Source organism: Clostridium sp. AF28-12 (genome assembly GCF_003435225.1).
GTDB lineage: Bacteria > Bacillota > Clostridia > Lachnospirales > Lachnospiraceae > Pilosibacter > Pilosibacter fragilis.
Window position 1 is genome coordinate 11923 of record NZ_QWGJ01000022.1, and the last position, 16131, is coordinate 28053.

Below are 16131 nucleotides of genomic sequence, written 5' to 3' on the forward strand. Positions count from 1 at the left end.
AGATCAGCCGCTGTATTTCCGCCATTTTTCGGCATTTCCGCACTACATCATACCACCCGGAGTGCAGAATGACAATATTTTTCTTCTCTAACCTGCCACACAGCCATTTATATAGAGGAATGTGCAGCAAATCAGTTTACATAATTGTAACTATTCAGTACCTTCATAGTTACACGCAAAAATCCATTCCAGATCAGCTTCGCTGATGGGATTTTTGCCTCCTATCCTATGTTTTCTTACGGTCAGCGCAGCAAGTGCGCAGACCTACTGAACAGTTTTACATAATTTTCAACTCTATTTCCAGTAATTCCGGTTCATAGATAACTTAACTACCAATGCCTTCGGCAGCTTTTTATACCGCTTTCCTGCGAGATATCCCATATATTTAAACCCGCTGTCCACCACAAGCTTCGGCACGAGGTATGTATGCCCCGTTTTTACCAGCCAGCGCACGGTGTCCTTTACCATGCGGATCCCCTCGCCCTCAGACCGGATCCCGGAGAATACATCGGGATGATCCGCCTGAGAGACCGCAAGATCGAAATTTCTGTGGAACTGTTCCACCGCCGTGTAGTTGTGGGAGTGGATCACTCTCGCGTCTGCCGCATAGCAGACCGCATATCCGTTCTTCATGGCCTTCGCCGCGAAGATCATGTCCTCATTGAAGATCGTCTTCCGGATAAATCCCCCCAGCTCCATATAGATCTCCCGCTTATATGCCGCACAGACATTGGAACAGAAGTACGTCTTGATTCCAAGCGTGTCGAGATCCGAGAGTCTCTTTATCCGGCTTTTGTCCGGATAGTTGAACTCTCTCGTGTGGCGCTCGATGATATTGCAGTCCTTTGCTGGAAGCTGTCTCGCATATGCCACGGCGATATCCTTCTCTGCAAAAAGCGCGTCCGTCAGGGCTTTTAAAAGCCCCGTGTCCGCCGGAAGCGCGTCGTGAGTCATGCAGACACAGACATCCGCGTCGGAATGTTCGATCCCTGCATTTCTCGTGGCACCGTGGTCAAATTCTTCCTTCGTCACATGGTACACGGAGAGATTTTCCGGGAGTCTTCCCGGTTCCAGAGTCTCCGTCCACTTATCCCACAGGGACTTTTCTGTATTCATGACGATCAGCCGATCCACCGGTACGGTCTGGTGTCCCAACTGGTCAAATAATTCCAACAATCTGTTTCCCGGACCGTAGACCGGGATGATCACATCAACCTTCATTATGTTTTTGTGCTCTCTCTTTCTGTTTCATAAAGCCTGCCGAAAAGATTCCGAAAAATACCATCAGTGCGGCCATCAAAAGCATGTATACAAAGGAACCGCCCTGAATCCCGCCCATCCGGACAAACCAGCCGGAAGAAAGGACCGCCAGCACACTGACGAAAGCATATCCAAGAATGATGAATTTCTGTTTCTGCATAATTATAAGTGAATAATAAAACAGATTCATGAACGCATTCAGTGCTCCTCCGATGATGATGAGCACCAGTGCCACGCGGCAGGTGGAAAGCCCCTCCCGCAGGTTCGGATACAGCAGGCTGATCACAGGAATGCCGAGCAGCCATGCGCCGCCCACTGCGAGGACTGTCAGCGCCGCAATGATCAGGGCAAGATTCCTGATGATCTTCCGGAATGCTTTTAAGTGTCCGGTCTCCCAATCCACCGCAAGCTTTGTAAGGTACGGGCGGATCACGAAACCGGCAACCAGATTGATCACGCTGGTCGGCATAAAGATCGCGCCGTAGACTGCGAGATCACGGTCTGCCATATGGGCCTCGATGGCGTATTTTGATGCAGAAAAGATATAGAAGTCCAGAACCACCGAGAAAAATAATAGAACATTGTCCCGGAAGAGCTGGAATTTCTTTCCTTGCACCGACTTCCATGTCACATTCGGGAGTTCCCGGATCACGAGGAAGTCAAACAGGAAAAATCCCACGGTCTGCGCGCCCACTGCCCAGATACTGGCGGTCAGAAGCTCTCCCGTCACCGCGAGACTTCCGAGAAAACAGGTCACGGAGAGGATCGTCCGGAACGCATTGGATTTTCCCGTCAGGTACAGTCTTCCCCCCCGCTGGAATTCCGCCTCGTATGTATCCGCCAGGGCATCGATGACCTTGTAGACCACCATCAGGAAGACAATGACCGCTTTCTCAAAGGTATAGCCGCTGACCATCACATAGCCAAAGCCCACAAGGATCGCGAGGCCGCAGGTGATGAGACGCAGCCCGAGATAGTCACCGAAGGTGTACTTCTCCCCGGTATCCGTGATCTGGAACGGACGGATCCCGAAGTACGCCGCCATGAACATGTGCTGTCCGAAGGTCGTAAAGGCGAAGGTAAACACCCCGCCCGCGTCCTCGCCCGCGAGCTGGACAACGGCAATGGAAAGTACCATGGAAGCGAAAGCGTAGAGAAAGCTTCCGATCATATTCCAGATAATGTTCTTCTGCTCCGACACCGCGGATCCGTCACCGATAATGAGGCGAGCAAATCCATGAGGCATTTTCGAACTGTTACTCATTTCCGAATTCCTTCTTTACGCAGGAAAATGCAGATTCGATGACCTTATCCATATCATAGTAACGGTATTCCGCGAGTCTTCCTCCGAAGATCACATTCTCCTCTTTTCCGGCGAGTTCTGCGTACTTCTTATATAATTCCTGATTTTTCTCGTCATTGACCGGATAATACGGCTCCATGCCCTCGGTCCACTCTGCCGGATACTCTCTCGTGATGACCGTCTTCTCCTGTGTTCCGAACTCAAAATGCTTGTGTTCAATGATCCTCGTGTAGGGAGTTTCGCGGTCGGTGTAGTTGATGACCGCATTGCCCTGGTAGTTATCGCAGTCTAAGACTTCCGTTTCAAACCGCAGGCTGCGGTACTGGAGTTTTCCGAAGCAGTAGTCGAAATAGCTGTCGATGGTTCCTGTATACACAATCTTGTCCGCAAGCGCATCATATTTCGCTTTATCCGCCAGATAGTCGGTTCCAAGGCGGATCTCACAGCCCTCAAAGAGCTTTTCTGTGATCTTATTATAGCCGCCGATCGGGATCCCCTGATAGAGATCGTTAAAGTAGTTGTTGTCATAGGTGTAGCGCACCGGAAGACGTTTGATGATGAAAGCCGGGAGCTCCTTGCAGTCTCTGCCCCACTGTTTCTCGGTGTAGCCCTTGACAAGCTTCTGGTAGATATGGGTTCCCACAAGACTGATGGCCTGCTCTTCCAGGTTCTTCGGCTCACCCTTAATGACCTTTCTCTGCTCGTTGATGATCTTTTTTGCCTCCTCCGGAGTGGAGATTCCCCACATGCGGCTGAAGGTGTTCATATTGAACGGCATGTTGTACATCTCGCCCTTGTAGTTCGCAACCGGGCTGTTTGTGTAGCGGTTGAATTCCACGAGGCCGTTCACAAAGTTCCAGACTTCCTTGTTACTGGTATGGAAGATATGGGCGCCGTAGCGGTGTACGTTGATGCCCTCGATATTTTCGCAGTAGATGTTTCCGCCTGCATGTTCTCTCTTCTCAAGAACGAGGCAGGTCTTTCCGGCTTTTTTTGCGTAGTACGCGAAAACTCCGGCAAAAAGTCCGCTGCCCACTAACAAGTAATCATATTGTTTCTTCATATAGACTGTTCTCCTCATTGTCCCGGCTTTTCTGCGCCGATGTATTTTGCAGCATGGGTGAGCTGGATTTTGTGTCCTGCTGCCTGAATTACTCTTCTTCCTTAACAAAGATTTTTTCTTTCGGAAGAATTTCGCGGATCTCCTCCACGAGCTGGACTGCCGCAAACAGGGCAGATCCGGCAAAAATAAAGATATCACCCAGGTTGAAGACCACTTTTTTCAGTTTCTTCCACTGGATGCTGAAATAGTCCACCACATATCCACGTTTGAGCCGGTCATAAAGGTTGCTCGCTCCGCCGGCCAGCACCAGGGTCAGCGCCGTCTTCTCCAGCACGCGTCCCTTCCTTCCGATCACATACGCCCATGCACCGGCTACCGCCGACAGCATGCAGACCGGGACCATCTCCACAAGTTTCGGGTATTCCTTCATGAATCCGAAGGAAAAGCCCGGATTGTGGTTTTTGTAGAGGCGGATCAGGCCGCCTGATTCTTTCACGGTTTTCGGGAATTCTTCATCGGGTCTGGCTTCGATCTCTTTTTTCACAGCCAGATCTGTAAGCGCAAGCGTCGTTCCGAATGTCAAAAATCCAAACATTGCGATTCCCCTTTCTTTTCTATCTTACATGATTGCATACTTTCACAGATATCCTTATATTACAACATTTTAAAGGGTCCGTCCATATATTTCTTATTTCACGGTCAGACCGCGGCGCCATTTTCACACGTTTTCTTACCCATTTCATTTACGCCTCTCGTTCCTCTTCCCGTTTTCTGATCCTGTAATTTTTTTTTGGAACATGTGCCCTTGTCCCTCATATACATATATAGTATGAACCATTTTCTGCGGAGTATCAGCCATGTCATGTACAAATTCTGTCGCGTCGGAAGATTTTGCGGATTTTATCGCGCCTTATTTTACTACACCTGAAGAGTTTATTCGTTCACAGGGGACAGACTGCATTGATTTTGTGAATTCTACACTGGCGGTCGTCTATGTTCCGCTCTCCACGGTGACACCTTCTACTTATACTTCCTATACATATTCGGCAGTTCCGAAGCTATATAGTCTTCTGGATGTCACAAGTATGGATGCTGCCGGGATCACGGCGGCGGGGGAACTTCCGGTGCTGAACAATCAGGGCGCGGGAGTTATTGTGGGATTTGTGGATACGGGGATCAATTATACAGATTCGCTGTTTCGGAATGTAGATGGAAGTACAAGAATTATTGGGATATGGGACCAGACAAATAATTCAGATAATTCTAACAATATAGAGAATGAAACTGCAAAACCATTTTCTGCCTTCTCAGCTCTCTACGGCACGCAATACACTGCCGAGGAGATCAACCTGGCCCTGAACTCCGACAATCCCGCCTCCATCGTCCCCACCCGGGACGAAAACGGACATGGAACATTTCTCGCTTCCATTGCCGCCGGGAACCGGGATGAACGGGCGGGATTTTCCGGGGCGGCATCGCAGGCATCCATCGCCATGGTGAAATTAAAACCCGCCAAGCAGTATCTCCGTGACTTCTACCTGATCCAGGACGGGGCAGATGCCTACCAGGAAAACGATATCATGATGGGCGTCTCCTATCTCTATTTTCTCGCCAGAAAATACTCCATGCCCCTCGTCGTCTGCATTCCTCTCGGCACCAATATGGGAAGCCACATGGGAATGAGCCGCCTCGGGCAGTATTTAAACCAGGTCAGCCTTTCAAACGGTTCCGCCGTCATCACCGCTGCCGGGAACGAGACCGGAGCAAGACATCACTTTCGGGCTGTCATGGACGCAGATACGGATGAAGTCACCGCGGAGCTGCGGGTGGGGGAACGGGAAGCCGGTTTTTCCATGGAACTTTGGGCGGAGAACATGGGTGCCTACACGGTGGGCTTTATCTCACCGACCGGCGAAGTTGCGCGGGAGATTTCCGTTCCGCTCCGGGGCGAGAACACGGTGTTCTTTCTCCTGGAACAGACCCAGATCACAGTCTACACCCAGATCGCCGATGTGAGCTCCGGGAGCCAGTTTATCTTTATGCGCTTCGAAAACCCCATGTCCGGGATCTGGCGAATCCTGATACGGAACTCTCTGGACATCCGTGAGACCTTTCATATCTGGCTGCCGGTCCGGGGCTTTATCTCCGATGAGACCTATTTTCTCCGCCCGGATCCCGATACGATCATCACGGATCCCGGAAATGCCCGGTATCCCATCACTGTCACCGCCTACGACCACACCAAAAACAGCATCTACATCCACGCCAGCCGCGGCTACAGCCTGTCCGGCCGGATAAAGCCGGACCTCGCTGCCCCGGGTGTCAATATCTTAGGCGCGTCCGTCTCAGGAAGACGTCTCACAAGAATGTCCGGCACCTCCGTCTCCGCCGCCCACCTCGCCGGTGCCGCGGCGATCCTGTTGAACTGGGGCGTCCTCAATGCAAATTATCCGTATCTCAACACGCCGGTGCTAAAGTCCATCTTCGTCCGTGGGGCACAAAGAAATCCAGCGCTCACATACCCGAACCGTGAGTTCGGATATGGAACGCTGAATCTGTATGAAGCTTTTTTACATCTCAGAAACCTTTAATTTATAACATCCGATGCCGTGCAGACACTATCAGCAGGATTCATATTTATTCAGCTTTGTAACAGGCTTCCGTCGGCCCCGGCAGAGCAGCCGCCTTCTTGTCCGCCGTAGAATACTCCCGCATCTCGATCCGCGGGCCACCGTGTTTTTCCAGATACGCGCGGGTGATCGTCACAGAACCGATCTCCGAGTCCTTCGGGATCTCGAACATGATATCGAGCATGAACTCCTCGATGATCGCCCGGAGCGCTCTCGCGCCGGTGTCTTTTTTGAGCGCCTGCTCTGCGATCCATTCCAGGGCATCATCGTCAAAGTTTAAATTTACCTCATCCATGGCGAGAAGCTTCTTATACTGCTTTAAGATCGCGTTCTTCGGCTCCTTTAAGATCCGCACGAGGAATTCCTTCGTGAGTCCCTGAAGTGTCACGGTCACCGGAAGTCTTCCCAAGAACTCCGGGATCATGCCGAATTCTCTGAGATCCTGGTTTGTGACCTTTGAGAGAATGTCCGGATCCTTATCATATTTATCCTTCGGATCAGAGCCGAAACCGATGGACGTGGTGTTCGTCAGGCGTTCCTTGATAATATTCTCAAGATCTGGGAACGCGCCGCCGCAGATAAAGAGGATATTGTCGGTGTTGATCATCTCCATCGGAGTCATGGCATTCTTCTGGCCTGTTCCCACAGGGACTTCCACGTCCGCGCCCTCTAGAAGCTTTAAGAGTTCCTGCTGCACGGACTCGCCGCTGACATCGCGGGTGTTCGTGGATTTCTTCTTTGCGATCTTATCGATCTCGTCGATGAACACGATGCCCATCTCCGCTTTCTGCACATCACCGCCCGCCGCTGCGAGGAGCTTTGTGAGAACACTCTCGATATCGTCACCGATATAACCTGCTTCTGTTAAGGATGTAGCGTCCGCGATCGCAAGCGGCACATCGAGGAGCTTCGCCAGAGTCTTTACGAGATACGTCTTACCGCTTCCAGTAGGTCCGATCATCAGGATATTTGACTTTTCGATGTCAATATCGGTTCCGTACTTCCCGGCATCCGGGGATGTCTTGGAAAATACACGCTTATAGTGGTTGTAGACTGCGACAGCGATCACCTTCTTCGCCTGCTCCTGGCCGATCACATACTCGTCGAGCTGCGCCTTGATCGCATGGGGGGCCGGGATCTCGCTGAGCTTAAACAGCTCCTTTTTTACTTTTTTCTTCTTTTTCCTGCGCTTATGGCCCTGGCCCATGAGGGCGCCGAGGTCGATCTGCCCCACCGGGATTCCGAAAATATTTCCCAATGGAATTCCCTCTGATCCGTCACCGTCCTCCTCGAAATCATCGCCATCTTCGGTCTCGTCAGCATCCACAACGGTCTGCTCTGCGTCCTCATCCGTGTCTGCTTCAGTCGGATTATCCACAGAATTCTGTTTTTCCGCTTCGCTCACGTCATCTTTCTTACCCGCAGCAGTTCCGGTATTCTCCTGCTTCTGCGCTCCATCTCCGCTTCCCATCGGATTCAGATACATATTTTTCAACAGCTCCGGCGTGATCCCGGACATCTTTGTCCAGTCCATACCGCTTCCCATCATCATATCAAACGATCTCTGCATACAGTCCCGGCACACCTGCAATCCGCCCGGCAGCGTGATCATTTTTCCTGCCTGACTCTCCGTCCGTCTGCACATGCAGCAGATCTTCTCATATCCGTTATTTTTGTTGTCTTCCAAATTTTTTCTCCCTGAACCTTCTATCGTTTCTCATGGATACAGGCCGCGGCCTGTCCACGCGTTTTCTGCCTGTTTTTACAGAATTATAACCTATTATAATGCAAATTGAGTCTTCCCGCAACCGAAAAACCATGTGTAAATTTTCTGACAGAATCATCTTTCCTCTTAACAGTATCTGAACTCTGCCCCCTGTATTTTTTTGATGTTTTTTGTAGTTTGAATTTAACATGGAATTGTAGCAACTAAGTAACTGTTTGGCAGGTCAGCGCATTCCCTGCACCGACCGTAAGTAACACAGGCTTGACCGCGGCTGTGAATTCACTGAACCGTTACCTGGTGAACAACTATATAAGAGGGGGTAAATCTTATGATCACTTTACAGCTCGACATGTACCAGGCCTGCGCCCTCGGCGCTCTCGTCTATTGTCTCGGACGACTCATGGTCAACAAACTTTCATTCTTAAGTAAGTACTGCATCCCGGCACCGGTTGCCGGCGGTATCGTATTCGCCTTTGCTCATCTGGCGTTATACGCAGCAGGAATTCTGGAACTCTCCTTTGACACAACATTACAGAGTGTCTTCATGACGGTCTTCTTCTGCAGCGTCGGATTCACAGCCTGCTTCCGTCTGTTGAAAAAGGGCGGACTTCAGGTATTTCTGTTCCTCGGACTCGCAGTCGCCATCTGTGTCATCCAGGACGCAGTTGGCAGCGGTCTCGCAGCAGCCTTTGGTCTGGATCCGCTGCTCGGCTTATGTATGGGTTCCATGCCGTTAGTAGGCGGACACGGAACATCCGGTTCCTTCGGACCGCTTCTTGAAACAGATTACGCCGTTGTAGGCGCTACCACAGTTGCTCTCGCGGCAGCTACATACGGACTTGTATCCGGAAGTATGATGGGCGGCCCGATCGCACGTGCCCGTGTTGAAAAACTCCACTTAAAATCCACAGCAGCTGAGGAAGGCAACGAGACAGCTGAGGTTATGCCGGCCGTTGATGGTCAGAAATTCACAACATCCGCAATGTTTTTAGCAGTTGCCATCGGTCTCGGTACTCTTATTTTCACATTCTTCAAAGATGTATGCCACCTGACATTCCCGACTTATATCGGCGCTATGCTCGCAGCAGCAGCGATCCGCAATATCTGGGATGTCCAGCACAAAGAACTTCCGATGGTTGAGATTGACGCCCTCGGCGGACTTTCCTTAAATCTGTTCCTGTCCATGGCTATGATGAGCTTAAAGCTTTGGCAGTTAGCAGCACTTGCTCTTCCGATGATCGTCATCCTGCTTGTTCAGACGATTGTTATGTTCCTGTACGCGAACTTCGTTGTATTCAACGTTATGGGACGTGACTACGAGGCAGCTGCCATGACAACTGCATTCTGCGGTTTCGGTATGGGCGCTACCCCGAACGCTATGGCAAACATGAGAGCACTCGTTGAGCGCTACGGTGCAGCTCCGAGAGCATTCTTCATCGTACCGTTAGTAGGAAGCTTATTCGTTGACTTCTTCAACTCCATGGTACTGACCACGTTCATGAATTTCCTGTAAACATGTTTTCAGGAACTTTTCGATAAAACCTTTATACCTTTACAAAACAAGACCGCCTTTCCCGTGATCACTCCAGGGAGGCGGTCTTGTTTCTCTATTTTATATCGACTCTTTATTATTTTCCGATCTTAGACTGGCTCTGCGCCGGTTTCTGATCCTGCTGTCCGCCCTGGCTCTGACTGTTTTCACTGTCAGACTCAGCCGGACGCTGCTTTAAGGTTAACTGGACTTCTCTCTCCTGATAGCTGCCGTTTACAAGAGACTGGACAGTCAATGTTACGGTATCACCGGATTTATAGTAAGTCAGAAGCTTTGCAAGGTCCGCGTAGTTGGAGATCTTCTCACCATCCAGCTTTGTAATGATGTCCTTCTCGTGAAGATCGGAACCTGCGGCTGCGGAGTCTTCCATGATCTTGTAGACATAGACACCCTGCGGCATTCCGTACATCTTTGCCATGGACTCATCAATGTTCCGTAACTGGATTCCGAGATAGCCCTGCTCAGACTCGGAAACCGCGATCTTTGTGGTCCTTGTCATGAGGTCATCGATGATGTCTTTTGCTTTAGAGATCGGGATCGCGTAACCGACGCCTTCAACACTTGTATCCGCGTACTTTGCTTCGTTGATGCCGATAACTTCACCTTTGGAGTTTAAGAGAGCTCCGCCGCTGTTGCCTGGGTTGATCGCTGCGTCTGTCTGGATGACGGTCTTAGTCGCATCGTCAACTTTGATCTCTCTGTTTAACGCGCTTACATGTCCGACTGTCACGCTCTGGCCAAGTCCAAGCGCGTTGCCGATGGCGATAACGCCCTGCCCCATCTTTAAGGAATCGGAATCACCGAGTGTCGCCGCTTTGATCTTGTCCTTTGTGTCAGCGGAGATCTTGTCGAGCGGAACTGCGATTACTGCGAGATCCGCCTCGGAGTCTGTGCCCTTAATGGCCGCGTCCGCAGTGCTCTCATCTGCGAACGTCACGGTAAGTCCCTCGGAATCACTGACAACGTGGTTGTTTGTAACGATCAGAAGCTCGGAGTCATTCTGTCCGACGATGATGCCGGAACCGCTGCTCGGGACTTCGTAGGTCTGGGATTGTCCAAACCAGGTGTTGCTCTGGTAGACCTGGGTATTTGTGATCGATACGACAGACGGAAGGGTTGCGTCCACAATCGCGGAGACATCCTCAATAACAACACCGTTGCTGGAAGTTGTGGATGTGTTCGCTGCCGGGATCTGGGTCGTCTGCCCGATGGTCTCGTTTACCTGAGAGCTCTGGTACGGCAACAGGGTGTTGGCCGCACGGTTGACTCCGTACATCGTTCCGCCGGATACGACACCGAAGAGGATCGCTGCCGCCGCGACAAGAGCTGTCGTCTTGGCGTAGGAGTGTTTCTTCGAAGCGTGGTGGCTGTTTCCGTTTCCGTTCGGATTCTGTCCATGTCCCTGATAATAGTCGTACTGCTGATACGGGTTCGTGTACTGGTTCTGGTTTCCGTAATACTGCTGATGCTGCTGCCCGCTGTAGTAACCGTTCTGGCCGTTCGGATTTCCGTTATACGGCTGGCCGTTCTGTGTACCGGAACCAAGTCTTCCGTAGACCTGTCTTCCTGTATGCTCACCCTGAGGCTGCTGGGCTCCGTTTTGGGTGTTCTGAGTGTTCTGCGTATTTATCGGCTGTTCATTATTTTTCTTTTCGTTTTCATTATTTACTTCGTTCCATTTATTTTCATCATACATAATAGGAATCTCCTTTCTGTGTTGAAATTTTCGATGTTTCTTTTTGTACTTAAGGACTCTCTCTTTTTCTTTCCTCTCCTTAACTACATGACATAGTGTACCAGTGAAATGTGATGAAAGTGTGATGAAACATGCACGGTTCTGTGAAATAGCGTCACAATTCCCGTGTTTTTGTAATACGCAAAAAAATCCCGGAATCCATCAGTGGGCTGCTATTCTGTACCCATCCGGATGGATTCCGGGAAACTCTTGTTTTTCTTTATTTTGTCAGGATCGCAGTCAGTCCGAAATAGATCAGGACGATCACACCGAGGACGATGCGGTAGTATCCGAAGAATTTGAAGTCATGTTTTTTGACATATCCGAGTAAGAACTGGATCGAGTACATGGAAACGACGAAGGCGATCACCATGGCAGCTGCCATGAAGAAGAGCTCCATTGCGGAGAATGCCAGGCCGTAGTGAAGGATCTTTAAGAGACTGGCGCCGAACATGACCGGAATTCCAAGGAAGAAGGTGAACTCCGATGCGGCGGTTCTGGAACAGCCAAGCATCATCGCACCGAGGATCGTTGCGCCGGATCTCGATGTACCCGGGATCAGCGCGAGAAGCTGGAAGAGACCGATGTAAAATGCGGTCTGGTAACTAATCTGGGATACTTTCTTTATGCGGAATTCCGCGTGCTGGTTGCGGTTCTCGAAGGCAATAAAAATAACACCGTAGATGATGAGCATCGCCGCTACCACATATGGATTATAGAGATACTTGTCAAGCACTTCGTCAAGCAGGATTCCGACCACGGCAGCCGGAAGGCAGGCGATGATGATCTTAAACCATAGATGCCATGTGGCGCGCTTCTGTGCCGGTTTTTTCCCCGGATCAAATGGGTTCAGGCGTCTGAAATACAGGACCAGTACCGCGAGAATTGCGCCTAACTGGATCACGACGCGGAACACGTTCATGAATTCTTCTGATACATTCAGGTGGACGATATTCTCCACAAGGATCAGGTGACCGGTGCTGCTGATCGGAAGCCATTCGGTGAAACCTTCGACGACACCGAATACGACGATCTTTAGAAATTCGATAAAGTTGCTCATATTCACTCCTATGCTTTATATTTTAAATATAGCGTGCGGTCTTCTTGTTTTCATTGTCATGAAAACAAGAAGCTTCGGGCATCCGCCCTATGTCAACAGGTTCAAAAAAATGCTTCTGCAAGCAAGCTTGCGGCGCATTTTTCCGAACCCGCTGACGCACGCCAGATTGCTAGTTGATATTTTCGATCTGCCAGTCGATCGGCTCGATTCCGTTCTCTTTTAAATACTTGTTTGTCTTACTAAACGGTCTGCTGCCGAAAAATCCACGATAGGCGGACAACGGGCTCGGGTGCGGTGACTCGAGGATCAGATGCTTCGGATTCGTCAGCATTGGCTTTTTCATCTGCGCCGGGCGTCCCCAGAGGATAAATACCATCGGGCGGTCCTGCTCGTTTAAGACGCGGATCGCGGCGTCCGTGAATTCCTCCCAGCCGATATTCTTGTGGGAGTTGGCCGCATGGGCACGAACGGTCAGGACTGTGTTTAAGAGCATCACACCCTGATCTGCCCACTTCTTTAAATATCCATTGTTCGGGATATAGCAGCCGCAGTCCTCATGAAGTTCCTTATAGATATTGACCAGGGACGGCGGGATCTCCACCGACGGCTTTACGGAAAAGCTCAGTCCATGCGCCTGCCCCGGCTCGTGGTACGGGTCCTGTCCCAGGATCACTACTTTTACTTTTGAGAGCGGAGTAAACGCAAAGGCGTTGAAGATGTCATCCGGCGCCGGGTAGACTTCCTTTGTCTCGTACTCGCTCTTTACGGTCTCGTATAATTTCCTGTAATACGGCTTTTTGAATTCCCCGCTCATAGGGACCAACCAGTCATTTGCGATCGCAGCCATATTTCCTCCTTGTTGTATTTATTCGTAACGCTTCAGTACCTTCATAATTTTATGTTTTCTTACCGTCAACACAGCAAGTGCTCAAACCTCCTGAACAGTTACACTCTTTCTAAGAAATCATCCACTAATTTAAACGATACCTCCGCCACCGGACATGATTTCCCAGAAAGCTCTTCCGGCACCTGAGAAAAGATCTTGTGAACCCGGAACAGATACGCCTTATTGTTTAACATTGCTGTCTTCTCAAAGGGCCAGCGGATCAGGGACGGATCTTTATAGTTCTCACCAAGCTCCAGGAGCACCGTGTTCCGGTTCAGGGTGCAGGAAAGCCATAAGGTATAATGCTTCCACGCTTCTTCCGTAAAGGATACGCTGTGGGGAACTGCCATATGACCGGCAGAAAAGCCCAGCCGGTCCGCATCCTCACCGGACAGTGAAGTTATGATATAATAATCCTTTCCATCCAGAAAATTTTTTAACTTTTCGGCGGCATGAAGGACCTCTTCCTCCTCCGTGCCTTCTTTTTTCTTCCACTCAGAGCCGATCCCCACCAGGATCTTTTCCGCGTTTTCCAGTTTTTCCTTCAGGATCTTTTCTGCTTCTGTCTTTTCCAAGCTTTTCCTCCAATATTCTGCATAATTCGTTTTCGAACGTTAACATCATAACATAAATGGGGTCTGGATTCAACTGATCCCTCTTGTCCTTTGCTTTTCATTTTCTTAAGTTTTTCTGTCTGCGGCAGAATACGTTCCGCCGTCCTTGAATTCTTATGGCATGTCAGCGACATTCCAGAAGTGCCATGCATAATTTTCCCCTGTATCTCTCATACTTTTTTTGCAGATGAATATCAGACAGATCCATAGCTGTTGTTTTTATCAGCTGTCTGAAGAAACTGCATGGCAATTATTATGGAAAGGATGGATCAATGATGGAAGAGCACTCAGTCAATCTTCTCCGCGAATGTGACTCCGGCTGCAAAATGGCGGCGGAAAGCCTGGAACAGATCCGGGATATGGTGTCGGATCAGGAGCTCTGGAAGGATATCACGGAAAGCTATGAAAAACATCAGGAGCTGGACGCAAAGATCAAAAAGACCTTAAGCGCCATGGAGGAAGAGGGAAAAGAACCGGGAAAAATGGCATCTGCCTGGTCATGGATGTCCACAGAAATGCGTATGCTGGCAAAGGGCGGCGACAAAGAAGCCGCCAGTATTGTCACTGACGGCTGTAATATGGGGATCAAGACCATATGCGGTTATAAAAATCAGTATTCTGGTGCGTCAAAGGCTGTCATGGAGATCGCCGATGAGCTCACCGGGATGGAGGAAAATCTCAGAGATCATATGAAGAAATTTCTATAACGGTTCAGCAGATCTCTTCCGCTTTCCTATCTTCCGGCCGGTGCCCCGCCACCGCCGGAAACTCCGAATATTTCACAAAGCCGATCTTTGCAATCAAGCACACGGTGGACCGGCTCGCAGAAAATGATTTTTCCGCCCGCGTCGATGTTCTTCGAAAGGAAGTCATCGCCAATGTCTCCCCTGAGCTCCGCTCCCCACTTTCCGTGATCTCCGGCTACGCAGAACTTGTCCGGGACATTCACCGGAAAGATGAGGCAGCTATCCGCCCCCCGGTCAGTCTGCCTGATGCTCTACCTCATAGGCATGTTCTTCCTTGATCTTTTTTAATGTCTCCGGCTCGCGGATCAGATCGAGGGCTGTGAAAGCAAGAACCTTTGCACCGAGAAGGATCGAATCGAGTCCTTTCTGTGAGCATGCCGCCGCAACCATCTCCTTGCTGTGGCCCTTGATCGGCTCGTCGCTGATATTGATGGTCGGCTGGATCGCCGGAACGACCTGGGATACATTTCCGATATCTGTCGATCCCATAAGGCGCTCTCCTGCCGGATCTGCAGTCTCTCCAAACAATTCCAGATTCTTCGCATAAACCGCATCAAAGGATGGTGTCGGAACCATGTTCTCTACCCAGTTCTGGTACGGCTTCATGCTGCCCTTTGCACCCATTGCCATCGCAGAGGCTTCCACGATCCGCTCTACCTTAGCGTAAACATCCTTTAATGTGGAAGCTGCAGCAGCCCGCAGATAAAATTTTGCTGCCGCGTAATCCGGTACCGTGTTCGGTGCCTGTCCACCGTTTACGATGATCCCGTGGATCCGCACATCATCACTCAGATGCTGGCGAAGAGCATTGATGGAGTTATAGGTCTGGATCAGCGCGTCTAAAGCATTGATTCCCTGCTCCGGTGCCGCAGCCGCATGAGACGCCTTACCCCAGAATTCAATATCGATCGGAACACATCCAAGTGTTTTTTCTGTAAGGCGATGTCCCACACCCGGATGTGCGGAAAGAGCCGCGTCAACGTCCTTGAAATATCCCTCGCGGACAAAGCTTCCCTTCGCACTTCCGTTTTCTCCGCCTTCCTCTCCAGGTGTTCCGTAGAGGCGGACCTCTCCGCCGACCTCATCGATCACGCTCTTTAACGCCGCAGCCGCCAGAGAAGAAGTTGCACCAAACAGGTTATGTCCACAGCCATGTCCAAGTCCCACAAGGGCATCGTACTCCGCAAGGAAAACCATGACCGGACCGGGTTTCCCGGATTTATAGCTCGCCGCAAAACCGGTTCTGTGACCTGCCGCCGGCATCTCTACTTCAAATCCCACGCTCTTAATCTGATCTGCAAGACGCTTGGAAGCGAAAAACTCATAATTGCTGACCTCCGGCTTCTCATGGATCTCCAAAGCGATCTGCTGATATGTCTTGCCGTTTGCCTCTACATAATCCACAATTTTCTTCTGTAATTCGTCCATTATCCACAATCTCCTTTTCTTTTATCCCATAAATTCACTGCAATATTCTTATAAGGAAAAAGACCTGACAAAAACCTACTTGTCAGGTCTCTTAATGCGTATTATAGTTCTTTTCGCCTAAATTTTCC

The 16131-nt window shown here is 50.2% G+C and carries 13 protein-coding genes; 3 read left to right on the plus strand and 10 right to left on the minus strand.

The features are described from left to right. Positions 1–294 precede the first annotated feature (294 nt). The 4 genes from DWY93_RS14750 to DWY93_RS14765 form a co-directional block, all read right to left on the minus strand. The gene (locus DWY93_RS14750; protein WP_117471109.1) at positions 295–1221 is read right to left on the minus strand and encodes a glycosyltransferase; all 927 of its coding nucleotides are present in this window, start codon (positions 1219–1221) and stop codon (positions 295–297) included. After that, on the minus strand, positions 1211–2524 hold the full coding sequence (locus DWY93_RS14755; RefSeq protein ID WP_242990674.1) for a lipopolysaccharide biosynthesis protein: 1314 nt from the start codon (positions 2522–2524) through the stop codon (positions 1211–1213). The genes DWY93_RS14750 and DWY93_RS14755 overlap by 11 nt, the downstream gene beginning before the upstream one ends. After that, positions 2517–3626, minus strand: coding sequence for a UDP-galactopyranose mutase (gene glf / locus DWY93_RS14760; RefSeq protein WP_117471110.1), 1110 nt, complete (start codon positions 3624–3626; stop codon positions 2517–2519). Before glf ends, DWY93_RS14755 begins: the two co-directional genes overlap by 8 nt. An 88-nt stretch (positions 3627–3714) precedes the next feature. Then, positions 3715–4221, minus strand: coding sequence for a signal peptidase II (locus DWY93_RS14765; RefSeq protein WP_117471111.1), 507 nt, complete (start codon positions 4219–4221; stop codon positions 3715–3717). Between the two features lie 262 nt (positions 4222–4483). On the opposite strand from DWY93_RS14765, the gene DWY93_RS14770 reads away from it, so the two are divergent. Then, on the plus strand, positions 4484–6217 hold the full coding sequence (locus DWY93_RS14770) for a S8 family peptidase (protein WP_117471112.1): 1734 nt from the start codon (positions 4484–4486) through the stop codon (positions 6215–6217). 46 nt (positions 6218–6263) lie between these two features. On the opposite strand, the gene clpX is transcribed toward DWY93_RS14770, so the two are convergent. Then, positions 6264–7943, minus strand: coding sequence for an ATP-dependent Clp protease ATP-binding subunit ClpX (clpX, locus tag DWY93_RS14775; RefSeq protein WP_347466332.1), 1680 nt, complete (start codon positions 7941–7943; stop codon positions 6264–6266). A gap of 367 nt (positions 7944–8310) precedes the next feature. On the opposite strand from clpX, the gene gltS reads away from it, so the two are divergent. Further along, positions 8311–9495 (plus strand): sodium/glutamate symporter, encoded by a 1185-nt coding sequence (gene gltS, locus DWY93_RS14785; protein ID WP_015553902.1) that lies wholly within the window; start codon positions 8311–8313, stop codon positions 9493–9495. A 115-nt stretch (positions 9496–9610) separates the two neighbouring features. On the opposite strand, the gene DWY93_RS14790 is transcribed toward gltS, so the two are convergent. The 4 genes from DWY93_RS14790 to DWY93_RS14805 form a co-directional block, all read right to left on the minus strand. After that, complete coding sequence (locus tag DWY93_RS14790) at positions 9611–11230, minus strand: trypsin-like peptidase domain-containing protein (RefSeq protein ID WP_117471113.1); 1620 nt, start codon at positions 11228–11230, stop codon at positions 9611–9613. Positions 11231–11489: 259 nt separating this feature from the next. Continuing rightward, positions 11490–12329: an undecaprenyl-diphosphate phosphatase gene (locus tag DWY93_RS14795; RefSeq protein ID WP_015553904.1), complete on the minus strand. Its 840-nt coding sequence runs from the start codon at positions 12327–12329 to the stop codon at positions 11490–11492. A 169-nt stretch (positions 12330–12498) separates the two neighbouring features. Next, positions 12499–13176 (minus strand): uracil-DNA glycosylase, encoded by a 678-nt coding sequence (locus tag DWY93_RS14800; RefSeq protein ID WP_015553905.1) that lies wholly within the window; start codon positions 13174–13176, stop codon positions 12499–12501. 98 nt (positions 13177–13274) lie between these two features. Further along, on the minus strand, positions 13275–13790 hold the full coding sequence (locus tag DWY93_RS14805; RefSeq protein ID WP_117471114.1) for a hypothetical protein: 516 nt from the start codon (positions 13788–13790) through the stop codon (positions 13275–13277). A 314-nt stretch (positions 13791–14104) separates the two neighbouring features. Between DWY93_RS14805 and DWY93_RS14810 the strand changes: the two genes are divergently transcribed. Continuing rightward, positions 14105–14536 carry a hypothetical protein gene (locus DWY93_RS14810; protein ID WP_117471115.1) on the plus strand — a complete coding sequence of 144 codons (432 nt, stop codon included), beginning with the start codon at positions 14105–14107 and terminating at the stop codon, positions 14534–14536. Positions 14537–14809: 273 nt separating this feature from the next. On the opposite strand, the gene DWY93_RS14820 is transcribed toward DWY93_RS14810, so the two are convergent. Next, complete coding sequence (locus DWY93_RS14820; RefSeq protein ID WP_117471117.1) at positions 14810–16003, minus strand: M20 family metallopeptidase; 1194 nt, start codon at positions 16001–16003, stop codon at positions 14810–14812. Between the last annotated feature and the right edge of the window lie 128 nt (positions 16004–16131).